The sequence below is a fragment of the Pseudoalteromonas sp. S554 genome, from assembly GCF_005930865.1.
Taxonomy (GTDB): Bacteria; Pseudomonadota; Gammaproteobacteria; order Enterobacterales; family Alteromonadaceae; genus Pseudoalteromonas; species Pseudoalteromonas marina.
In genome coordinates, this window is record NZ_PNDV01000002.1 from 1 (window position 1) to 23,849 (window position 23,849).

Genomic DNA, 23,849 nt, shown 5'->3' on the forward strand with positions numbered 1-23,849 from the left:
CGTAGAGCTTGCTCACGTTAGAAGCGCAGCTTCTTTTTAAAAGATCATTTGCACAAAGAGAAGTAAATGAGGAGACATTAAAACACAAATTATGATTTCCTTACTTTATCACTAGATCACTAGATCACTTCTCTATAGCGCAGCGTCTCTTAACCTCTTTGTGAATATTTAATTATTTTTTAATAACTTGCGTGAGCAAGCTTCACGCCTACGGTGTAAAATTGACTTTGCTTTGTAGACGTAGAGCTTGCTCACGTTAAAAGCGAAGCTTCTTTTTAAAAGATCATTTACACAAAGAGAAGCGAATGAGAAGTAAATGAGAAAACATTAAGGCAGTAATGCTGTTTTTTATTTAATCACTAAATCACTGCTCTAAAGCGGAGCGTCTCTTAACCTCTTTGTGAATTTTATTTTATTTCACTGGTGTATTTAAGTAGACAAAAAAATGCCCAGAGTGATTTAGGGAAACTCTGGGCTATAACGGGCTCTTTGGAGCCATGCGCTAACAAAAAACTTTCTAATTCATAGGGAGAAGTTGAAAGTATTTTAAGTATAGCCAAAGCTCTTAAAATTACACATTTTTAGGTTGTTTTTTATACTGCAGCAAATACAGTTACTTAACTATGTTGTACACATTTTATACGCAATTTATTCGTATTTACTCCCACGTTATTAACTGTGTATTTTGAACCAGATCGCGTGGTAGTGAGTTTTTGATCTTATTTTTTTGCCATTTTCCTAGCCCAATGGGGCAGCCGCATAATGTTAATACAACTTCGCCCAGCTCTTTTGTGGGCTCGGCTAATCGTACATCTTTACCATTAAAATAGTCGTTTGCTTGTTCGCTATTAAGCGCGTACGTGTTGGTTTTGCATGCGTTACCTAACACGGTGGCAAATTCGTGAGTGAGCCTTACACCATTTTTATGAATAATGCCTATTTGAATACCTAAGCGGGCATATTTAATTTTGTTTTGAATGGCATCAAACCCCTTTGGGAATAGCCACAGTTCTTTGTCGCGTTGCATTAATGTGCCGGGTAGGCTTGTTAAACCAAAGTGCTTTTTAAGCTCGCTCATAAACGCGGTTGTTGGTTTTTTATCAAACTCAGTAAACGGAAATGCGCCTTTTTTGACTGTTTGATTTGGGTTGTTACAACTTGCGTGCTTTTTAAATTTAGCAATAAAAAAGCCCTCGCTGTCGTATGTTTGCGGCCATACGTGCAAATAGCCCTCGGCCGTTGTTGCTTTGTCGGCCCCCGGGAATAAATCGCTGAGTGACTCGGGCGCTATAAACTCGCCAAATTCTTCAAGTAAAAATTCGCATACTTGCTGGTTTTCGAGCGGTGTGAGCGTACAGGTAGAATACACCAGCGTGCCGCCGGGTTTTAACGCGTAAAATGCGCTTTTTATTAAATCTTTTTGTACTTGGGCTATTTGAATGTTTGATTCGATTGACCAATTTTTTAATGCGTCTGCATCTTTACGTACGGTGCCTTCGCCAGAGCAGGGCGCGTCTAGCAATATGCTATCGAAACATTCATACATGTAGTTACCAAATATAACGCCATCAAAGTGTGAAAGCGCACAGTTACCCACACCCATACGTTTTAAGGTGGCACTCAATACTTTTAAACGCGACGACGAGAGCTCGTTTGCTACAAGCACGCCTTGGTTGTTCATTAGTGCTGCTAGCTGCGATGTTTTAGAACCCGGCGCCGACGCCATATCAAGCACTGTGTTGCTTGTTTGTATGCTTTGCTTAAGCGCGATAGGCGGCAGCATTGAGCTTGCCTCTTGTACGTACATGGCGCCGCTTAAATGTAGGTCGGTATTACCCAGGGCTAGGTTTTGTTCTTCATTAGTTGGGCGTTCTAGCCAAAAGCCTTCGCTACACCAAGGGATTGGCGTAAGTTGCCAATTTTTTTGCTCCGCTTTTTTAATAAAGTCTTCAACGGTTATTTTTAATGTATTAACGCGGATAGATTTTCTGAGTGGGCGACGACACGCATTTATAAAGTCATCTAACTTTAAATGATTTGGCAGGTAGGTTTTTACGTCGTCTATAAAGTGCTCAGGAATAAAAGTATTGGCGTTCACGCGCTAGCTCGTACATTAAAAATAAAGCGCGATTTTAGCATTTAAATAACTAAATTTCAGTGATAAAAACGCGCCACCTAATTAAGTTTCGCTGTCGACACTTTGTGTTTTTTAGGTATTTATAAGCTATTTTGATCATACTTTAGACTAATAGTGTCGACAATGAGGCTGTTTTTTAGCCTTTATATTGGGTTTTAGGGTTGACATGTTTTTTTAATGCGCCCATTATGGCGATACAAATTGTCGACAATCCAAAAATTAACTTATGACAGACTCATTTTCAAACGAAGCGCCCGTTACCACAGCATCCGATCAGGTATTTGTAAATATGCGCCGTGAGATTGTTGAAGGCACTATTGCCCAAGGTAGTAAAATTTCTGAGCCCGAGCTTGCAAAGCGTTACGGCGTAAGCCGCGCAACATTGCGTGAGGCGCTAAACCGCCTTGAAAGCTGTTATTTAGTTGAGCGCAAAGCCAATGTAGGTTGCCGTGTTGTAGCACTTACCGCTGAGCGCTTAATTGAAGTTTACCAAGTGCGCAGTTCGCTTGAGGGCTTGGCGTGCCGATTAGCTGCCGACAATATGGAGCCTGATGAAATTAAAGGCTTAAAGCAATTACTTAATCAACATTTACAAACGCAGCGCGTTAAAGAAGGCGAGTCGTACTACCAAGAAGCTGGCGATTTAGATTTTCATTATCGCATTATTAAAGGTAGTAAAAATGCGCATTTGATTCATTTGCTTTGTAACGACCTGTATCAATTAATACGCATGTACCGCGTGCAAATGGGTATGGTGGGGCCGCGTGTATCAAAAGCGTTTGACGAACACTTAGCCATTATTAACGCGATTGAAAACCACGACGGCGAACTGGCCGAAATGCTAATGAAGCGCCATATAAGTGCGTCGCAAGCGAATATTCAAACCAAATTTGATTTATACCAATCTGAATAACTGTTTACTCATACAGATTGGTAAAAGCCGCTAATAGTTAAAAGTTAAGAAAAATAGTTAAAGCGTCATATACAAAGATTAAAAATATAAGTTACTCCATGTAGCCACCGTTCAAAGAGAGGAAATGACATGTCAGCAGGATATAAATTTAAACAAGCTATTGCTAATAACCGCCCATTACAAGTAGTGGGCACTATTAATGCCTACACAGCCATGATGGCTGAAAAAATGGGCCACCAAGCTATTTACCTTTCGGGTGCGGGTGTTGCTAATGCCTCTTTCGGTATGCCTGATTTAGGTATGACTAGCCTAGACAACGTGCTTGAAGATATTCGCCGTATTACCGGTGCAAGCGATTTACCTTTACTTGTTGATGCCGATACCGGTTGGGGCGGGGCGTTTAATATTGCACGTACCGTTAAAGAAATGACCAAAGCAGGCGCGGCGGGTTTTCATATAGAAGATCAAGTGGCGCAAAAGCGTTGTGGCCATCGCCCAAATAAAGAAATTGTTAGCCAAGGCGAAATGGTTGACCGAATTAAAGCCGCGGTAGATGCAAAAACCGATAGCGATTTTTACATTATGGCGCGCACCGATGCGTTTCAAAAAGAAGGCTTAAATGCGGCTATTGACCGCGCAGCAGCCTGTGTTGAAGCTGGCGCCGATGCTATTTTTGCTGAAGCCGTGCACGACCTTGCCGATTACCAAGCGTTTGCCAATGCGTTAAATGTGCCTATTTTGGCTAACATTACTGAGTTTGGCCAAACGCCAATTTATACCAAAGAGCAGCTAAGTGATGTGGGCGTTGAAATGGTGCTTTACCCACTCAGTGCGTTTAGAGCGATGAATAAAGCGGCACTTAACGTTTACTCGGCTATTTTAAATGAAGGCTCGCAACAAAGCGAAATTGAAAACATGCAAACCCGAGCTGAGCTTTATGACTTTTTAGATTACCACACATACGAAAACACACTCGATAACCTTTTTTCATCAAAATCTGACAAATAATAATTATTAAATTAGACAACACACAAATTTAAGATAGGAGAAGATCATGGTAGATAAAGCATTAGGCGGCGCAGGCTTACGCGGACAAGTAGCAGGCCAAACGGCATTATGTACAGTTGGCCAAAGTGGCTCGGGCTTAACGTATTGTGGTTACGACATCAGCGAGCTGGCTGAAAAAGCGCAGTTTGAAGAAGTGTCGTTTTTACTTTCACGCGGTGAGTTACCTACATCTAACGAGTTGGTTGAGTACAAAGCAAAATTAAAAAGCTTACGTGGCTTGCCAGATGCACTTAAAACGGTGCTTGAAAATATTCCTAAAGACGCGCACCCAATGGACGTAATGCGTACGGGTTGCTCTATGTTGGGTAACCTTGAAATGGAACTTGATTTTAGCCAAGCAAACGATGCGATTGACCGCATGGTTGCAGTGTTCCCAAGTATTATTTGTTACTGGTACCGCTTTTCACACGATGGTGTTCGTATTGAAACACAAACAGACGACGATTCAGTAGGCGCACACTTTTTAACGTTATTACACGACAAAGCACCAAGCGAGTTGTTTGCGCAAGTAATGAATGTGTCGCTTATTTTATACGCAGAGCACGAATTTAATGCCTCTACATTTACAGGGCGCGTATGTGCTTCTACCTTGTCTGATATTCATTCGTGTGTAACGGGTGCGATTGGTACGTTACGCGGGCCATTACATGGTGGTGCAAACGAAGCTGCAATGGATATGATTGAAGGCTTTACTAGCGCAGAGCATGCTGAGCAAGAAGTAATGGGTATGCTTGAGCGTAAAGATAAAATTATGGGCTTTGGCCATGCTATTTACCGTGAGTCGGACCCGCGTAATGTAATTATTAAAAAGTGGTCTGAAAAATTAGCGGCAGAGGTGGGCGATGATGTGCTTTACCCGGTTTCTGTTCGTTGTGAAGAAGTAATGTGGCGCGAGAAAAAGTTATTTTGTAATGCTGATTTTTTCCATGCATCGGCTTATCACTTTATGGATATTCCCACTAAATTGTTTACGCCAATATTTGTAATGAGCCGCGTTACAGGTTGGACAGCACATGTTAAAGAACAACGTGCTAATAACCGTATTATTCGCCCAAGTGCAGATTACACAGGGCCAGACGCACGCAGCTATACGCCAATTGAATCAAGAGGCTAATTAGTTAGCATGTAAGGTGAGCCTAGCTCACCTTTTTGCCTTTTTATTTCCCGTCACTTATTAGCGAATTTTTATTATGACCATAATTAACAATACTCAGTACCGCAAACCGCTTGCGGGCTCAAATGTAGATTACTACGATACCCAAGCCGCTGTTGATGCCATTAAACCAGGCGCTTATGCCACACTTCCTTATAGCTCGCGTGTATTTGCAGAAAACTTAGTACGCCGTTGCGACCCTGCGATGCTTACCGATGCACTTAGCCAAATAATTGAGCGCAAGCAAGATTTAGATTTTCCGTGGTATCCGGCGCGTGTGGTGTGCCACGATATTTTAGGCCAAACGGCCCTTGTTGATTTAGCAGGCTTGCGCGATGCCATTGCGGCTAAAGGTGGCGATCCGTCTAAAGTTAATCCTGTGGTACCAACGCAGTTAATTGTTGACCATTCGTTAGCGGTTGAACATGCAGGCTTTGATCCTGAGGCGTTTGAAAAAAACCGTGCCATTGAAGACCGCCGAAACGATGACCGTTTTCATTTTATAAACTGGACTAAAACCGCGTTTAAAAATATTGATGTGATCCCGCCAGGTAACGGCATTATGCATCAAATTAACCTTGAAAAAATGTCGCCTGTTATTCAAAACCGCGATGGCATTGCATTCCCCGATACGCTTGTAGGGACCGACAGCCACACCCCGCATGTTGATGCTTTAGGTGTTATTGCTGTGGGTGTAGGCGGGCTTGAAGCTGAAAGCGTTATGCTTGGCCGCGCGTCGTACATTCGTTTACCCGATATTGTAGGCGTAGAGCTTACGGGTACTCGCCAGCCTGGTATTACCGCTACCGATATTGTGTTGGCGATTACTGAGTTTTTACGCGAGCAGCGTGTTGTATCGACCTATTTAGAATTTTACGGCGAAGGCGCCGATGCGCTAACGCTTGGCGACAGAGCAACTATTTCGAACATGACGCCAGAATTTGGTGCGACTGCGGCCATGTTTTATATCGACGATAAAACAATAGACTATTTACGTTTAACAGGGCGCGATGAAGAGCAAATAGCCCTTGTAGAAAACTACGCTAAAACGGCTGGCCTTTGGAGCGATAGCTTAAAAACCGCAAAATACGAGCGTGTTTTGACTTTTGATTTATCAAGTGTTGGCCGCAATATTGCGGGGCCTTCTAATCCACATCGTCGTGTTTCAACCAGCGATTTAGCGAAAGAAGGTATTTCGGGCGTTGTTGAAAACGAAGAAGGCTTAATGCCAGCCGGTGCGTGTATTATTGCGGCAATTACCAGTTGTACTAATACCAGCAACCCGCGCAATGTAATAGCTGCAGGTTTGCTTGCGCGTAATGCGAATGCAAAAAGGTTAATGCGCAAACCTTGGGTTAAAACGTCGTTAGCGCCGGGCTCTAAAGCCGTGCAATCGTACCTTGAAGACGCAAACCTATTGCCAGAGCTTGAGCAGCTTGGTTTTGGTATTGTTGGCTTTGCGTGTACTACCTGTAACGGTATGAGTGGGGCGCTTGACCCTGTGATTCAAAAAGAAGTGATAGATCGCGATTTATACACAACGGCTGTGCTTTCGGGTAATCGTAACTTTGACGGGCGTATTCACCCTTATGCAAAACAAGCCTTTTTGGCATCACCGCCTTTGGTTGTAGCTTATGCTATTGCGGGCACGATTCGTTTTGATATTGAAAAAGATATTTTAGGACAAGATCAACAAGGTAATGATGTAACGCTTAAAGATTTATGGCCAACCGATGAAGAAATAGATGCGGTAATTCAGCAAAGCGTTAAACCTGAGCAATTTAAAAAAGTGTACGAGCCTATGTTTGACTTAACCGTAGATTACGGTGAAGACAACGACCCACTTTACGATTGGCGAGCGCAAAGTACGTATATTCGCCGCCCGCCTTATTGGGAAGGTGCACTTGCTGGTGAGCGCACCATGAGTGGTATGCGCGCTTTGGCAGTATTGGGCGATAACATCACAACGGATCATTTATCACCTTCTAACGCAATTATGGCAAGCAGTGCTGCGGGCGAATACCTCACTAAAATGAATGTACCAGAAGAAGACTTTAACTCGTATGCAACGCACCGCGGCGATCATTTAACGGCGCAGCGTGCCACGTTTGCAAACCCTAAATTACTTAACGAAATGGTACTTGATGAAAACGGTGACGTTAAGCAGGGGTCTTACGCGCGTATAGAGCCAGAGGGTGAAAACACGCGCATGTGGGAAGCAATCGAAACTTACATGCAACGTAAACAACCTCTTATTATTGTGGCCGGTGCTGACTACGGGCAAGGATCGTCGCGCGATTGGGCGGCAAAAGGGGTAAGGCTTGCAGGTGTTGAAGTTATAGCTGCTGAAGGCTTTGAGCGTATTCACCGCACAAATTTAATTGGCATGGGTGTTTTACCGCTTGAGTTTGCACCAGGCACTACCCGTAAAACATTAAACCTTGATGGTAGTGAAAGTTACGATGTAAAAGGCGCACCAGCACCGGGCGCCACTTTAGAGCTTGTGATCACCCGCAAAAATGGTGAAGTGCTAACTGCAGCAATGAAATGCCGATTAGATACGCAAGAAGAGCTTTCTATTTACGCTGCTGGTGGTGTATTACAGCGTTTTGCTCAAGACTTTTTAGAAGCGACAAACGCATAATAAGGATTTAAAAAATGTTTAAACCACAAATAAAAGTGCCCGCGACCTACATGCGTGGAGGCACGAGTAAAGGTGTGTTTTTTAATTTAACCGATTTGCCAAAGCCTGCCCAAGTGGCAGGTCAGGCGCGCGATAATTTATTGCTTCGTGTTATTGGTAGCCCCGATCCTTATGGTAAACAAACCGACGGCATGGGCGGTGCAACATCAAGCACCAGCAAAACGGTTATTTTAAGTAAAAGTGAGCAAACAAATCACGATGTAGATTATTTGTTTGGGCAAGTAGCTATTGATAAAGCTTTTGTTGATTGGAGCGGTAACTGCGGTAATTTAACTTCAGCCGTGGGGGCTTTTGCTATTAGTAATGGTTTAGTTGATAAAAACCGTGTGCCCGATAATGGCATAGCTATTGTGCGTGTTTGGCAGGCTAATATTAAAAAAAGCATTTTAGTGCATGTACCTATGACTAATGGCGAAGTGCAAGAAACCGGTGACTTTGAGCTTGACGGCGTGACGTTTCCTGCAGCAGAAGTAAAGCTTGAGTTTGTAGACCCTGCTGATGGGGATGGGGCTTTATTTCCAACGGGTAATGTTGTTGACGATTTAGAGGTGCCAGATGTTGGTACGTTAAAGGCGACAATGATTAATGCGGGTATTCCAACTATTTTTATTAATGCTAAAGATATTGGTTATACCGGCACTGAGCTGCAAGACGACATTAATAACGATGACGCTGCGCTTAAAAAGCTTGAAACAATTCGTGCTTATGGCGCTGTTAAAATGGGCTTAATTACGAATATAAATGAAGCACAAGCGCGCCAGCATACACCTAAAGTTGCGTTTGTTGCTAAGCCTGTGGCGTATAACGCATCAAGCGGTAAACACATTGTTGCTGGTAGTATTAATTTATTAGTACGTGCTATGTCGATGGGTAAATTACATCATGCCATGATGGGAACAGCCGCCGTTGCAATTGGCACCGCAGCAGCAGTTGACGGTACGTTAGTAAATATGGCTGCTGGTGGTGGCGCATTGAGTGAAGTGAATTTTGGTCACCCCTCGGGCACGTTAAAAGTAGGCGCTGAAGCTAAAAAGATTAATGGAGACTGGCAAGTTACTAAAGCGAGTATGAGCCGAAGCGCCAGAGTATTGATGGAAGGGGTTGTAAGAGTTCCCTTTTAATAATTTTTTACTGCATTATTAACTTTGTGAAATTAAAAGACCCTTTTAGTCAGTTAGGGTTAACGTAATAATATTAATAATGCAGTAACAATTAAGCAGGATTTTAAAATAAATAAAAAACAAGGGATTGGCTTTCCTGGTTCTAAAGGTTTACTTTCAATTAAGAGCTCAGTTCTTTTGGGTTGCTTTATCTCCGTTCTGCATTTATTTTTAATGTTCTGTCGCAAATACTTGAAGAAAAAATTTAACAAACTAAATTTAATGTAATAATCACTCAACAAACAAGTTATATTGTAAGCATGCGTGTTTAATTTTTTTCGGCTGTAACTTAGGTTATTGAATTAAAATAAACCCTATAAAAAATATAACATGGCGTTAAACTAAAAATACATCATTTAAAATGTATAAATATGTAGCAACAACTCATAGCTTAATGGTACTTTTAAAGTTCTAGTAACAAAGGTTAGATTATTGTGTTTTTTTACATTTTTTGTAAATGAACAGCAAGCTGACCTAAGTTTAACCAAACTTTTTCAGATACTTATTTCATGGCTATCAAGGAGAAATAAATGGCGAAGCGTATGATCAAATTTACACCAATAGCGGCATCAGTTGCACTTACACTCGGATTAACTGCGTGTGGTTCTGATAATGACAGAAATGTTTATGTTCCACCTGTTGAGTCTTTTGATTCATCAGATAGCGTCCAGTTTAACGTTGAAGTAACAGGTAAAGCAGTTAAAGGTGCAATGATGAACGCGGTGGTTAGCGTTTCAACATTGGATTCAACAGGCCAAATGGTAGCAGTACCATTTCGTTTAGCGGCATCTGCGGATGCTGAAACTTTCTCTGCTGAAGGTTTATCTCAAGAAGCTGCTGATGAAGCAGTAGCGGCAAGTATTTTAGCAGCAAACCCAGACGCTGTTTTAACAGATGAAAGCGGTCGTTACAGTGTATTCCTAGAAGACGACTTTACAGGTCCAGTATACATTACTGTTAAAACATCAGCTGAAGGCGACGACAGCTACCTACGTTGTGATGCATACCTAGGTTGTGGTACTTACGACGAAGCACCAGCAGAAGACGACGTTAACGATGGCGATACAGCAATTGAGTTTGGCGAATGGTACAAAACAGACCTAGAGCTTTCTGTTGTTAAATTTGTGCCAGCGGTAGAAGCTGATGCATCTGGCGCAAGTGGCGTTTTAGGCGACGCAAACGTAGCGCGTTCACTTAGAGCAAACGCGACTTTCTTAACAACGCTTGTTTCACAACTATTAATTGATGCCGGCGAAGGTGTTGATGCTGAAGGTATTGCAAATTCAAGTGTTGACGTACTAGTTCAAGTTTTAGGCCCAGATACAGCGCTTTTACTTGCTTCTTTGCTAGGTGATGTTTCAAACGGCGGTGCAGTCGATTTAGCTGACGTTGATGGCGAAGAAATGCTAGACGATGGTATTTTATCGTTAACTCAAGTTGCTTCATCTATTCAAGGCCTTGCGGATATTAACGGCAACATGACAAAGCTTATTGCTGGTATTAAAGCAGGTAAAGTAACAGGTAGTGACGATGCAGACATAGCTGCACTAGCTACTGCACTGCAACAAGCTGCTACAAATACGGCTAATATTTTCTTTGCAATTGCTACTGGTGAAGAAAGCGATATTGAAGCTGCTCTTGCGGCTGCATTTGCTGTAAACAACCCAGATGCAACTGACGCTGAAAAGGCGGCATTTGCTGCACAATCAACAGGTATTGCTAAAAAAGCAAAAGCTGCAAAAGACAAAGCTGTTAAAAATGGCGCAGCAAGTGATGCTGGTTTAGCTAAGGCTGCTGAAAAATCTAAAAAAGCACTTGAGAAAATTGGTTGTACTGACGATTGTACAGTAGGCGATGGTTTCTACATGCAACTTGCAGCTAAAGTAACTGCTGCGGTAACTGTTGCAGAAGCTGAGCTAGTGTCAATTCAGGCATCAGTTACTGCTGCGCAAGCTGATTTAGTTGCAGTACAAGCACTAGGTGGTGACACTGTAGTTGACGCAGACACAGCAGTAGCATTTGCAAATGCGGTTGAGTTACTTGTAAATGAAGCTGCAGTTGCTGATTTAGCCGGTGAATCGAATGCATTGTTTGTACAGTCTCAAGGTTTAGTGTCTGTTGCTACTTTACTTGTGGCAAATAGCTCTGATTACCAACAGATTTTAGATGATGCAGACGCGCTAGTAGCCGGTTCTTCAGCTGAAATTGAAAAAGTTACAGCGTTTAACACAGAACTTGCATTACTTGTTACTGAAGCTGAAGCAGCGCTTGCTGAGTTTGATGCAGCAGTTGCAGCAGCAGCTGCCCTTGCTACAGAAACTAACGAACTAGCGCAAGCGGCTGAAACGGCTGCAATGACTGCTGAATCAGCATCAACAACCGCGCTTACAGATGCTGAAAATGCAATGGTAAACAACGCTGATAATGCAGCTGAGGCGCTAGCTAAGGCAGATGCTGCGATTGTTGCGGCTTCTGACTTTGCTGCAAGTGTTGACGCATTCGAAGTTGCTATTGCACAAGCATTAGCTGCTGCAGAAGCTTACTTAGCTTTAGATGCTGACAGTGCCGATGCACAAGATTTAATTGATTCTGCAGAGGCAATGGCTGTTACGGCTGCTGCTAAAGCTGAACTTGCATCAGAGCAGTTTGCTACAGCGTATGCTCTACAATTAACGGCGCAAGATGCAATTGCTAAGTTTGAAGTTCTTGTATCTGTTAAAGCAACATCAGAGTCACTAAGCACAATGACTGTACTTACAAGCACTGGTGGTGAAGCGGTTCTTGATGCAGCTGATGTTTTAGCAGACGTTATTGATGAGCTAGCTGATATGGGTAACTCAGGTGAAGGCACGTCTACTCGTCAACCTAACTGGACTTATGCTTACAGCTTAGACGACCTAACGCTTATGCTTAACAATGCAACCACAGGTGAAATGATCAGCGCTGCTGCATCTTACCAAGGTGAGCAGTTAGTTGTTGCTTGGGGCGCTACGTTAGTTGGTGGTGATGCTACGGTTGAGCTAATGACTGCAGACACGCAAACTAATGCTCTTGCAGATTGTGTTGATTTTGCAGCCGGTACTATTGACGAGACTCAAATTGATTCTTGTTTAATATTTACTTTTGACGGCGAAGTTGATGCTGACACAGTAGATGATGCTGAAATCGTTAATACTGAAACTTGGAACCACGTGACAATTATGGACGGTGATTCTGGGTTTACTGGTATGTTAAATGTAACTGCTGATGACGCGACTGACATGGGTACTGTTACTCTTGAAGGTATGTCTGGCGACCTAGACTTTAAAGTTATGGGTACGGTTGACGCAAGCGGTGATGAAGATCAAAGCATGCTAGATGTAATGGTTAAAGGTGACGCAGCAATGGGTTACACATTATCTCTTACGGGTGCTGAGTCTTCAGGTTACACTGGCGACGTTAAAGCTATGTATAACGGCATGATGATGTCGTTTGGTACTGCTACTAAAGTTACTAATGGGCTTTCAATCTCTTACATTGATGGTGTAACAATGGATTACACTGATGTTGATTTAATTGACTCAAGCAAGTAATTTTTAAACTATTAAAGGGAAAAGCTGCGTGCTTTTCCCTTTTTTTATTGAAAGCGATTAAATTATGAAAAAAAAAATTCTTTTGCTAGGATTTTCATCAGCTCTACTATCTCCACTTGCATCCGCTAATAATCAGTTTCAAGTTTTTACTCATTTTGACGCAGAAATCTATACCGAAGCGCAACCAGTTCAGGCATTTGTCGATGACTTTGATGCGCCGCTAACATCGGGTGACAGTGCATTTACGTACAATATTTTTGAAGTTGGTGTTGGGTACGGTAATTTTAAAGTTGGTTTACAAAGTCGCTTTGACTACGTACTAAATTTTGATCCAGATACGGCAAAATACACACACATTGAAAAAAATGATTTGGCTTTTGAAGATAGATACTACACCTATTATTTAGACGCTAAACAAGCAACCTCTAATGGTATATTTGCGTCTTACGATTTTCAATTTTTAGATAAAAACGCATTAACCATTACACCAAAACTTTCTATTTTTGCTAGTACGCATTTTCAAGACGGGATTGTTGACGGGCGTATTTACAGCGATGAAGTAGAAGGCGATATTTCTGTAGATTATAACTATTCAAAAGATATTTTATTTAAAAAATTTACGCCACCTGAAAACCCAGAAGGGTTAGGTTATAGCCTAGATATATTTGCTAATTGGCAAGTAAATGACGAGTTGCATGTAGGCTTTAGCGTTAAAGACTTGCTGTATAAAACTGATTATGAAGACAGTGGGTTTGTAAATGGGCAAACAACCGAGATCCCATTTAGCCAAAACGATAATGGCGATATAACTACGCAGCCAACTGTATCGTTAAAAACATCGTCGTTTGGAAATACGCAATCTCATGATTTTGATATGAAAATGCGCATGCAAGCGTTTGCTGACTATAGAATAAATGATCGATTTTCGACTCAATTAACTCTTAAACGCTACGATCAAGATACATTTAGCCAGTTAAAAGGGCGAGTTCATTTTTGGGATCATTGGAAAGTACAGGCTGGCTATGAAACTAAAAGCAAGGCTTATTTAGTGGGTATTGAAAGCGAGTTTTTTGGTCTTAATCTGCAAACCGATAGTTTAGATTTGGATAAAGCGTATTATGCAAATATAAATTGGTACATGAACATTAAGTTTTAAGGAATGAAGATGTTAAAACAAATTATACCTTTAGGGGTTGCAGTAGCATTAGCGGGTTGTGGTGGATCATCTTCTAGTTCTGATAACAACGAAAGTGTGGCTGTAACTCAAATTACAACTAATTCAACAGCCCGTTTTTATGTCGCCAACTGGCAGTCGCCGAAGGGTACACTCAATATTTTAAATAACGAAGGGGTTATTCAAGAGTCGATTGAAGTAGATAACATTAATACGTTTAGCATAAGTGTAACGCCACTTACATACAGCCGCTTTGAATTTATACCTGATGATACGTTGTTATCTTGTCCACGATTTACAGGGTGTGGCAGAACAGTACGTGATGACCCTAATGATTTAAACGGTAACCGTTTAGTTGATTTTCAAGAACCAACGTCTGTTACATTAAATTATAAAGCAGATGCATTTATTGCCCCTGGTGTTAACGCGCTATATTTTTCTCCTTTAAGTACAGCGATTACTGATGCAGGCTTAAGTGCAGTGCAAGCAAGTTTATCGGCCACGCCGTTTTATCATTTAACGCACAGTAACCTTACAGCCAGTGTTGAAGCTGAAATGGTCACAAATGCCTTTACGTATGCCGCTATTATTGCAGGCGTAGCTGACAGTACCTTTAACGTTGATACTGCATTTAATGCCTTTTCTAGTAATGATAGCGAACAACAAGCATGGCGAGATTACAGTCAATTAGCTGCTCAATATATTCCTGATAACCTGTTTAGTGAACAGGGAAATGGCTTACTTCCTAATGTAGCAGGCCAAGTAAACCAAACCATTGCGAGTGTTACTACTTATCAGCAGTGGGAGCCACGTGTGAGTGAAGCACAGAGCTTAGAGTCAAGAGAGCTGCTTGTTGATGTTAGAAATATTATTGGTGTTGCAAGGCTTCAAGAAAAAAGCTACTCAAATGAACTCGACGCTAAATTTGCTGAACTAGAGGGTGCGTTTGACGAAGATACTCAAGCAACGCTTACAGCACTGACTAATGCGCTTAACGAGGTTATAACGAATTATTCACCTTTGGCTGATGATTCAGTACCTGCTGGGCAATATTCGCTGAGAGATTTAGACATTGATTACAGTAAATCGCCTTATACTTGGGCTATAACGGGTACCTACGATAACTTACCGATTAGCATAGACTTATCTATTCCTACATTTAGAGTAAGTGGCGTGTTAGGTAATAAAATTGAGGGTGTAATGAGTGCTACGGTAACCAATGGCTCAACTTTACTGAGTGTTGATGTTAGCGAGTTGCTGATTCAGTTTGATGGTATTGACGTTGTAAACGAAACAAATCCTGATGCTGATACAGGTATTGCACAACTTACTACTAATGTTGTTATTAATAAAGCTAATGGTGAATTAGCAGGCGATTTATCGTTAAACCTAAACCGTTTTGTGGACTCATTTGGCGAGGTATCCACTACGTTATCGTCTTTCGATTTTCAAGGTGACTTTGAAAGCGAAGTTCAAAGTACTGCGTTTCATATAACTGCAATTGAATCGTCACCTTTTATTGGTGAGGAAAATGATGATTTAGCCTTTACTTTTGAATTAGATTTTCCACTAAGTGCCGCTAACGATTTTAAATTTGCTTATGTGGGTGCTGTAGATAATTTAACAGAGCTAACATCAACGGATATATATGTGAGTGCTCAAGGACAGGCGTTGGATCTTCGTATTCGCGATGTTAATGGTAATATTAGCCTAGTTGCAAAAGGTGAAAACGGTCGCTGGTTAGATGTAAAACAAGCAGGTCGTAATTACAGCGGCGGCTTATACTTTGGTGATACAAAAATTGCTGAGGTTACCGCTGTTCGTGGGATCCCAGGTGTTTTATTTCCAAATGGTGATTTTGAATCGGTGTTTTAAACCACCGTTAGTTTTATAAACTAATATTAAAAAGCCCAACAAGGTGAACACCTAGTTGGGCTTTTTGTATTTTGTAACTGCCATTATAAGAGTTCTATTTCAACAGTTTCGCCTTGTGCAATGTTTCCACTTTGCGCAGGGACTACAATTAAACAGTTAGCTTTACTGAGAGACGACAATACGCCTGAGCCTTGTTTTTTAACAGGTGTGACAACAAGGTTGTTGTTTTCGTCGTTACTGGCAATACCACGTTGAAAGTCTGTTCGGCCTGGGCGCTTTTTAATTTGTTGAGTTGTGACTGCTTTTAAACGAAGTGTGGGTTTAGGCTCATTGCCAGATAGTTTGGTCAATGCTGGTTTTACAAGTCGCTCAAGCGTAACGGCTGCAGAAACTGGATTGCCAGGTAGACCAAAAAAGTAGCTGTTAGGCAATTTACCAAAAGCAAATGGTTTGCCTGGTTTCATGGCTATTTTCCAAAAGTGTATATCGCCAATGTCGTTTAGTACTTCTTTTGTGAAGTCGGCTTCACCAACCGATACACCACCAGAGCTAATAACGGCATCGGCTTGCTCGTCCGCTTTTAAAAAGGTTTTTTGAATAAGCGCTTTATCATCGGGAATAATACCAAAATCAATCACCTCTATATTTGGATTATTAAGCTCGCTAATAATCACAGCGCGATTACTTTCATAAATAGCGCCAGCAGGAAGTGCATTACCCGGCTCTATTAGTTCGTCTCCAGTTGAGAACACGGCTACTTTGAGTGTTTGGTAAACGTTTACTTCGTTAATACCAATAGAGGCTAATAATCCAACGTCTACGCCTTTAAGCTTTCTGCCTGCTTTTAATACCACACTGTTTTTTGCAATATCTTCACCTGCAAAACGGACATTGTTATTGTGCTCAATAGTGCCTGTAAAAGTAATTTCATCGTTATTTACAGTGGCGTTTTCTTGCATAACAACGGCGTTAGCACCTGGTGGAAGTGCTGCACCGGTCATAACTCTTACGCATTGACCGGGCGTTAGCGTTTTGTCGAAGGTTTGACCCGCAAATACACTGCCTATTTGCGTGTAGGTGGTTAGGCCGTCGCTAATACACAATGCATATCCGTCCATCGCAGAGTTGTCATGTGCGGGCACATTAATTGTTGATTGAACATCAGTAGCCAAAATTCGGCCAACACTACTCATTACAGGTATTGTTTCGGCATGCTTATTAAAGCTAATTGCATCTAACATATTACTGATTGCGGTTTCTATTGGTAATAAACCGGGTGCATTGCAAACATCGTTCATATATATTGCTTACTTAATTCATTTTTTAAAACAATACTTACAATGTCAAAGCTTTACAATACATGGCTGGGTTATTTTTTGTTTAGTATTTGCGTGTTTTCAAGCTCGTTAAACGCAAAAGAAACAATACATGTTGCGGTGGCAAGTAATTTTAAAACCGTGTTACAAACCTTACTGCAAGACTCCCCAATACCGGGTATACAAGTAAAAATATCAGCGGCCTCTAGCGGTGTTTTATACTCTCAAATTGTACATGGTGCGCCGTTTGACGTGTTTTTATCGGCTGACGATGGGCGCCCGCAAGCTTTAATAAAAGAAGGATTTGCTAGTCAAAGTAGTTTAATTACCTATGCACTGGGTGAACTTGCTGTATGGCAGCCCAATGCTAATAAAGTAAATAATAAAGTGGCGATCGCTAATCCGCGTTTTTCACCTTATGGGCAGGCGTCTGAGTTTTACGCTAATGCCAATTTTAAAAAGCCAATAAATTATGTGTATGGTAATAATATTACGCAAGCTTTTCAGTTTGTTCAAAGTGGGAATACATCTGTAGGGATCGTGGCTGTCTCTACATTAAAAATGGCGTTTAATAATAGCCAGGACCCACAGTATTTATCGTACAAGTTAATACCGCCTAGCGAGTATCCCGAAATTATTCAACAGGGGGTTATTATTAAATCGAGTAAAAAACTGGCAAGCGCTCAAAAGCTTATGGACTTTTTAATGACCAGCAGCACTCAACTTAAGCTTGTTGAATTAGGATATAGAACAAAGGATAGCAATGCTTCAAAGTGATTTAACAGCACTGTGGCTGACGGTAAAGTTAGCTTTTATAACGGCTGTGTTGCTGCTTGTTTTTTGTATTCCTGTTGCATACAAACTAGCGGGGTACAAAGGTAAATTTAAACCATTTTTAGAAGCGCTTATTGCAATGCCGTTAGTATTGCCACCGACCTTGCTTGGTTTTTATCTACTGGTTTTATTTTCACCCACACATGCTTTTGGGCAATTTTGGTTTTGGCTAACAGGCACCCAGCTTGCGTTTAGTTTTCAGGGTGTTGTTATTGGTTCACTTTTTTATTCTTTGCCGTTTGTAATGCAACCCTTAGTGGCAGGGTTTAAGCAGATTAACCACACCTATAACGAGGCTGCAATTGCCTTGGGTTTGAGCCACTTTAAGCGTTTTTTTTACTTAATATTGCCGTTGTTAAAACCTAGTATTGGTAGTGCATTTGCACTGGGGTTTGCGCATACGCTCGGGGAGTTTGGCTTAGTGCTGATGATTGGTGGCAATATACAAGGAGAAACACAGGTTGTTTCTATTGCTTTGTACGACCATGTTGAGTCGTTAAACTATGCAGCGGCGCATCAGCTTTCGCTTATTTTACTGGCTATTTCATTTGCGTGTTTAGTGCTGTTATTTAAATTTAATAAAAGCATAGTGGGGGTTAAGCAATAATATGATTAAGTTAGCCCTTTATAAATCGCTAAATAGCTTTGATTTAGACATAAACCTTCACCTTGAATCTTTTACTATTGCGGGAATTTTTGGCCCATCGGGCTCCGGTAAGTCCACCTTGCTACGTTGTATTAGTGGCCTTGAAGGTGAGCAGAGTGTTTATATAAATGATAAATCGGTACGTCATATACCAACTGAACAACGCGGTGTTACGTTGCAAGTTCAGTCCTGCCCATTATTTCCGCATTTGGATGTAGCAGGTAATTTAGCGTTTACACAAAAGCATTGTTTTAATAGGCAAACTGACTTAACTGAACAAAAAGTTATTGATGCACTTGAGTTACACCCCTTACTTAAACGCAACGTTCAGAGCTTGTCTGGCGGGGAGCGCCAACGGGTGGTGTTTGCACGTACGTTGTTGGCAGGTCAAAAATTAATTATTTTAGATGAGCCATTTAGCGCTCTTGATTGGCCGCTGCGCTTTAAAACACTCTCAACATTAAGTGAATTGGCGGCAACGTTTACTATTAAATTTATTATAGTGAGCCACTCGTTAAAAGAACTATTGTTTTGTTGCGATACCCTGGTGCAGCTTAATAAGGGTAAAGTAATTAACCACGGCCCGAGTGCACAGGTGGCTAAAGCTATTTACGCTAATAATAAACAAGCACCGCTAAGCTTAATTAACTTTCAAATCATTACATTTGATGAAAAATACGGTGTGTATTTGCTTAAACTACACAAAAGCGAGCAGCAGCTATTTGCATTACCGAGCGCTGTAGAGCAAGGAAATAAACTTATATTAGAGTGTGAGCAAATATCAGTAAGTGCAGAAATGCCATTAAACACAAATAACAGCAATGTTTTAATATGTACGCTGCACAGTGCAGAACTTATAGATAAAACATGGCAACTTACGCTAGATGTAGACGGACAAAGCTTGTACTGCTTACTTTCACCAAGAGTATGGGATCAAAATAACTATAAAGTAGGCGATACACTTTATGCGACTATTCATAAACTAGAGTAATTTGAAGTGGGTTTTAGCTGCACGTAGCACAATGACTGTTTTTTGTGATTTTAAAGCGACTAAACTCCATACTTAAACCATCAACCAGCAGTAAATGCTCGTTCAACCCGCTTGGTAATCCAGCAAGCATTTTTAAGGCTTCAGTGGCCTGAATACTGCCAATTAATCCTACAATGGGCGATAGCACGCCTGATTCTGAGCAGCTTTGTGTTTGATCAGACATAAACTGCGATAAACACTCATAACAGTGGCTATTTTCTTGCATTGTAAAACAGGCAACTTGGCCTTCCATTCTAATTGCAGCGCCCGATACTAGTGGGGTTTTTGTTTTATAACAGGCTGTGTTTAATACATTACGTGTAGTTAAGTTATCAGAGCAATCAATAACTATATCAATATTTTTTAATAGCTCGTCAAGCTTTGACTTTTCGTCTAAAAATACATCGATTGTATGTATATCTATTTCATCATTTAAGCTAGTTAGCTGCGCTTTGGCGGCGTGTGTTTTTAAGCTTCCCACATCTGTTTGTTTATAAAGCACCTGCCTTTGCAAGTTAGTAGCATCAACCACGTCGTTATCTACAAGCGTTAACGTACCCACACCGGAGGCAGCTAAGTACTGAGCAACCGGGCAGCCCAAACCACCTAAACCGACTATAAGCGCATGAGATTGCCATATTTTTTCTTGCCCCTCTATATCTAATTTAGGAAGCATTATGTGGCGCGAGTAGCGTAGTTGTTGTTGGTAAGTCAGGGCTGGTTTAGTCATTAGCGGCTTCTCATTATTTTTATACACAATAGCAATTTTTAGAATATGTGGGCAAGAACGCGGTTAAAAGTAATTGCACTGTTAGTGCTCACATTGATTACCTTAACAGTGCAAATGAAAATTATAACGAATTAGTAAAAACATAAGCTAATGATTTTTAATGAAATAAATTATTGGCTCACTAATTGCTCAGTATGGTTAACGTGAAATTAACAAATGTAGCGGTGTAATTAATAATAAAGTAGTAACTGCTATAAATAACTACAAACGTAACTAAGGAAAAATAACATGCAACCGAGTACTGGGTTTAATCTCATATCGTTTAGCGGAAAAATGAAAATACTGCATTTAAGCTGGATGGTGTTTTTTATCTCATTTTTTGTCTGGTTTAACCATGCGCCATTATTAGGCGCTATAGCGGGTTCGCTAGGTATTACTATGGCACAAGTAAAAACGCTACTTATTTTAAATGTGGCACTAACCATTCCTGCTCGCGTGGTTGTGGGTATGTTAACTGATAAATTTGGGCCTCGCATCGTTTATGCATCATTACTGATTTTATGTAGCATCCCATGTTTTATGTTTGCGATGGCCACCACGTTTGAGCAAGCCGCTATCGCGCGTTTTGCACTTGGCTTTATTGGTGCGGGTTTTGTTGTGGGCATTCGCATGGTGAGCGAGTGGTTCCCGGCAAACGAGTTGGGTACAGCAGAGGGTATTTACGGTGGCTGGGGTAACTTTGGTTCGGCAGCAGCTGCAATGCTATTACCTGTATTAGCGCTTATGTTTGGCGGTGACGATGGCTGGCGTTATGCGATAGGCCTAACCGGTGTATTAAGTGTCATTTTTGGTGTTATTTGGTACATCAGCGTAACTGACACGCCAAAAGGTGGCACTTACTTTAAACCAAAAAAAGTAGGAGCAATGGAAGTAACCAGCAAAGGCGACTTTGTACTACTTCTTATAATGAAGCTACCTATGTACGGTGCTTTAGCACTACTTACTTGGAAGCTTTCTCCTACTGGTGCAAATTTACTTTCAGAAAATTTTGTTATTGGTACATATGTATTTTTGGTGCTGCTTTATCTTTACGAAGTGTATAAAATGTACGACATAAACGGCCATATTTTTAAGCAACCTGTTCCTGAATCACACCGTTACGAATTTAAACAAGTTGCCGTTTTAAATATTCTTTATTTTACAACGTTTGGCTCAGAGCTTGCCGTTGTATCTATGTTGCCATTATTTTTTAGTGAGGTGTTTGGCCTTGATATGGTATACGCAGGTTTGCTTGCATCAGCGTATGCGTTTATGAATTTAGCTTCTCGCCCGGGTGGTGGTTGGATCTCAGATAGAATGGGTCGTCGTAAAACACTTATTGTACTTACCACAGGCTTAGCTGTAGGTTATTTTGTTATGGGCTTAGTTGACGCTAGCTGGCCGCTTTGGCTTGCAGTTGCTGCTGCCATGGCGTGTTCGTTTTTTGTGCAAGCAGGGGAAGGCGCTGTATTTGCGGCTGTACCACTTATTAAACGCCGTTTAACGGGTCAAATTGCTGGTATGACGGGAGCTTACGGCAATGTAGGGGCTGTTGTGTATTTAACGGCGCTCTCATTAGTTGATTACCAAACATTCTTTATGATTATTGCGTCAAGTGCATTATTAGGCTTAGGTGCATTATTTTTCATGAAAGAACCCGATGGCCACATCACAGAAGTAAACGAAGATGGCACCGTTGAACTTATTTCTGTGACTTAAGGCATACATATGTTTGATGAAACCCAAAAAGCCAGCGCACTTACAAACGAACTTAACGTTGAGTTTGGTGGGCACAGTAGCAAAGGTATAAAAACCGAAAACCAAGATGCGTTTGCTGCTCTTAATACTCAAGCGCAAGAAAAAGAGTCAAAAGGGGTTATTGCCTGCTTGGCCGATGGGTGTTCATCAGCAAAAAATGCTAAACAAGCGTCACAGTTATCGGTAACGCACTTTATAAATGAGTATTTAAATACACCACCAAGTTGGGCCGTTAAAAAGTCGGTATCTAAGGTATTGGCCAGTTTAAATCAGTGGCTTTATTCGCAATCGGTTAACTACAATCACCTTGGCCAGCGCCAAGCAGATTGGATGACCACGTTTACAGCGCTTATTTTAAAATCGGCCACGGGTTATATTTTTCATTTAGGTGATACCCGAATTACGCGGTTACGTGCAAAAAGTATGGAGGCGATAACACGCGACCATAAAGTAAACGATACTCTAACGCGAGCTTTAGGCGCGCAGCTTCATCAAGAAATTGATGTATACGAAGTTGAACTTAGAGCTGATGATATTTATATACTTACCTGCGATGGTGTACACGATGTATTGCCATACAGTGATATACAAAAGCTAATTGATGAGCATACTAATTTAGAGCACGCAGCAAAAGCAGTCACAGAGCTTGCCATAGCAAGAGGCAGTGACGACAACGTAAGCTGCTTACTTGTAAAAGTGAATAGTATTGCAAAACAAAATTTAGACGAGTTATATCACTCTTTAACAAGGCGGAAGATTCCGCCACCGTTAAAAGTTGGCCAAAAAATTGATGACTTTACTGTTATCCGTGAATTACACGCTAGTAGCCGCTCGCACATTTATTTAGTGCAACAAACACCCGATACGCCGCCGGTTGTATTAAAAGCGCCTTCGGTAAATTTTGAAGACGATGTGCACTACCTTCAAGGCTTTATAAGAGAAGGCTGGGTAGGGCAACGTATTAATCATCCTAATGTAATGAAGGTTTTAAATACGCAATCGCAAAGCCGATTTTTATATCATATTTGCGAATACATGGACGGGCAAACACTGAGCGATTGGAAACATGATGTGCCGCATCCAGAAATTACCCAAGTGCGCAGTATTATTGAACAAATAGTACAAGCACTTAGAGCGTTTCAGCGTTTGGATATGGTGCACCGCGATTTAAAACTCGATAACGTGATGATAGACGCTCACGGCAAAGTAACATTAATCGATTACGGCACGGTGAGTGTTGCGGCTATGGATGAGTCGGTAAAGCAAATTGCAGATGATTGCCCGCAAGGTACGGTAGATTACACCGCACCAGAGACGCTTATTACTATGCACGCCGATTTTAAGAGTGATTTATTTTCGCTAGGCGTTGTTGCGTACGAATTATTATGTTCAAAATTGCCGTATCAGCCACTCGCGCATAATCATGTACCAAAAGATTACAGTCACTGGCAATACACTAGTATTCGTAAACACAGAGCAGATATCCCGTTTTGGTTAGATCAGGCTTTAATGAAAGCATTGGCTCCCAAACCTGAATTCAGATACCACGCATTTTCTGAATTTATAAGCGATATCAATAAACCTAATCCACATTTAAAAAGTACCGCCCCGAAAGACTCAATAATGAAACGCGATCCGGTTTTAGTCTGGAAAAGTATTTCGTTGTGTTTATTTATAGCCTTGGTGTGTGTACTCATAATTAAAAACTAAGAGATAAACATGTTAAATCATAAAAAAAAA

The 23,849-nt window shown here is 41.2% G+C and carries 16 protein-coding genes; 13 read left to right on the forward strand and 3 right to left on the reverse strand.

All coding sequences use genetic code 11. The annotated features are described in order from the left end of the window. Window positions 1–658: 658 nt before the first annotated feature. Window positions 659–2,098, reverse strand: a complete 1,440-nt coding sequence (gene rsmF, locus CWB65_RS01800) for a 16S rRNA (cytosine(1407)-C(5))-methyltransferase RsmF (protein ID WP_138739738.1) — start codon at window positions 2,096–2,098, stop codon at window positions 659–661. Window positions 2,099–2,363: 265 nt separating this feature from the next. Here rsmF and CWB65_RS01805 point away from each other — a divergent pair, with 265 nt between their 5' ends. The 8 genes from CWB65_RS01805 to CWB65_RS01840 all read left to right on the forward strand — a co-directional run bounded on the left by CWB65_RS01805 (window position 2,364) and on the right by CWB65_RS01840 (window position 15,756). Further along, a complete protein-coding gene (locus CWB65_RS01805; protein WP_010556308.1) occupies window positions 2,364–3,050 on the forward strand; it encodes a GntR family transcriptional regulator in 687 nt (228 codons plus the stop codon). Window positions 3,051–3,179: 129 nt separating this feature from the next. Next, on the forward strand, window positions 3,180–4,058 hold the full coding sequence (prpB, locus tag CWB65_RS01810) for a methylisocitrate lyase (protein ID WP_006794390.1): 879 nt from the start codon (window positions 3,180–3,182) through the stop codon (window positions 4,056–4,058). A 46-nt stretch (window positions 4,059–4,104) separates the two neighbouring features. After that, window positions 4,105–5,232 (forward strand): bifunctional 2-methylcitrate synthase/citrate synthase, encoded by a 1,128-nt coding sequence (gene prpC / locus CWB65_RS01815; protein ID WP_138739739.1) that lies wholly within the window; start codon window positions 4,105–4,107, stop codon window positions 5,230–5,232. A gap of 76 nt (window positions 5,233–5,308) precedes the next feature. Continuing rightward, complete coding sequence (gene acnD / locus CWB65_RS01820; RefSeq protein ID WP_138739740.1) at window positions 5,309–7,915, forward strand: Fe/S-dependent 2-methylisocitrate dehydratase AcnD; 2,607 nt, start codon at window positions 5,309–5,311, stop codon at window positions 7,913–7,915. Between the two features lie 14 nt (window positions 7,916–7,929). After that, a complete protein-coding gene (gene prpF / locus CWB65_RS01825) occupies window positions 7,930–9,096 on the forward strand; it encodes a 2-methylaconitate cis-trans isomerase PrpF (RefSeq protein WP_138739741.1) in 1,167 nt (388 codons plus the stop codon). Between the two features lie 569 nt (window positions 9,097–9,665). Then, a complete protein-coding gene (locus tag CWB65_RS01830; RefSeq protein WP_138739742.1) occupies window positions 9,666–12,707 on the forward strand; it encodes a hypothetical protein in 3,042 nt (1,013 codons plus the stop codon). A 64-nt stretch (window positions 12,708–12,771) separates the two neighbouring features. Then, window positions 12,772–13,863 (forward strand): hypothetical protein, encoded by a 1,092-nt coding sequence (locus tag CWB65_RS01835; protein ID WP_138739743.1) that lies wholly within the window; start codon window positions 12,772–12,774, stop codon window positions 13,861–13,863. A gap of 9 nt (window positions 13,864–13,872) precedes the next feature. Beyond that, window positions 13,873–15,756: a hypothetical protein gene (locus CWB65_RS01840; RefSeq protein WP_138739744.1), complete on the forward strand. Its 1,884-nt coding sequence runs from the start codon at window positions 13,873–13,875 to the stop codon at window positions 15,754–15,756. Window positions 15,757–15,839: 83 nt separating this feature from the next. Here the strand turns inward: CWB65_RS01840 and moeA are convergent, their stop codons facing one another. Continuing rightward, complete coding sequence (gene moeA, locus CWB65_RS01845) at window positions 15,840–17,054, reverse strand: molybdopterin molybdotransferase MoeA (RefSeq protein WP_138739745.1); 1,215 nt, start codon at window positions 17,052–17,054, stop codon at window positions 15,840–15,842. Window positions 17,055–17,096: 42 nt separating this feature from the next. On the opposite strand from moeA, the gene modA reads away from it, so the two are divergent. From modA to CWB65_RS01860, 3 genes are read left to right on the forward strand one after another with little or no spacing between them, the layout of a single operon-like run. Continuing rightward, window positions 17,097–17,849 carry a molybdate ABC transporter substrate-binding protein gene (gene modA, locus CWB65_RS01850; protein WP_138739746.1) on the forward strand — a complete coding sequence of 251 codons (753 nt, stop codon included), beginning with the start codon at window positions 17,097–17,099 and terminating at the stop codon, window positions 17,847–17,849. Continuing rightward, the gene (modB, locus tag CWB65_RS01855; protein ID WP_006794381.1) at window positions 17,836–18,513 is read left to right on the forward strand and encodes a molybdate ABC transporter permease subunit; all 678 of its coding nucleotides are present in this window, start codon (window positions 17,836–17,838) and stop codon (window positions 18,511–18,513) included. The genes modA and modB overlap by 14 nt, the downstream gene beginning before the upstream one ends. A gap of 1 nt (window position 18,514) precedes the next feature. After that, window positions 18,515–19,543, forward strand: coding sequence for an ATP-binding cassette domain-containing protein (locus CWB65_RS01860; protein WP_138739747.1), 1,029 nt, complete (start codon window positions 18,515–18,517; stop codon window positions 19,541–19,543). Window positions 19,544–19,556: 13 nt separating this feature from the next. Here the strand turns inward: CWB65_RS01860 and CWB65_RS01865 are convergent, their stop codons facing one another. Next, entirely contained in the window at window positions 19,557–20,312 is a 756-nt protein-coding gene (locus tag CWB65_RS01865; RefSeq protein WP_138739748.1) for a HesA/MoeB/ThiF family protein, read from the reverse strand. Window positions 20,313–20,600: 288 nt separating this feature from the next. On the opposite strand from CWB65_RS01865, the gene CWB65_RS01870 reads away from it, so the two are divergent. Then, entirely contained in the window at window positions 20,601–22,070 is a 1,470-nt protein-coding gene (locus tag CWB65_RS01870; RefSeq protein ID WP_138739749.1) for a NarK family nitrate/nitrite MFS transporter, read from the forward strand. A gap of 9 nt (window positions 22,071–22,079) precedes the next feature. Further along, on the forward strand, window positions 22,080–23,819 hold the full coding sequence (locus CWB65_RS01875) for a bifunctional protein-serine/threonine kinase/phosphatase (protein WP_138739750.1): 1,740 nt from the start codon (window positions 22,080–22,082) through the stop codon (window positions 23,817–23,819). Window positions 23,820–23,849: the final 30 nt, after the last annotated feature.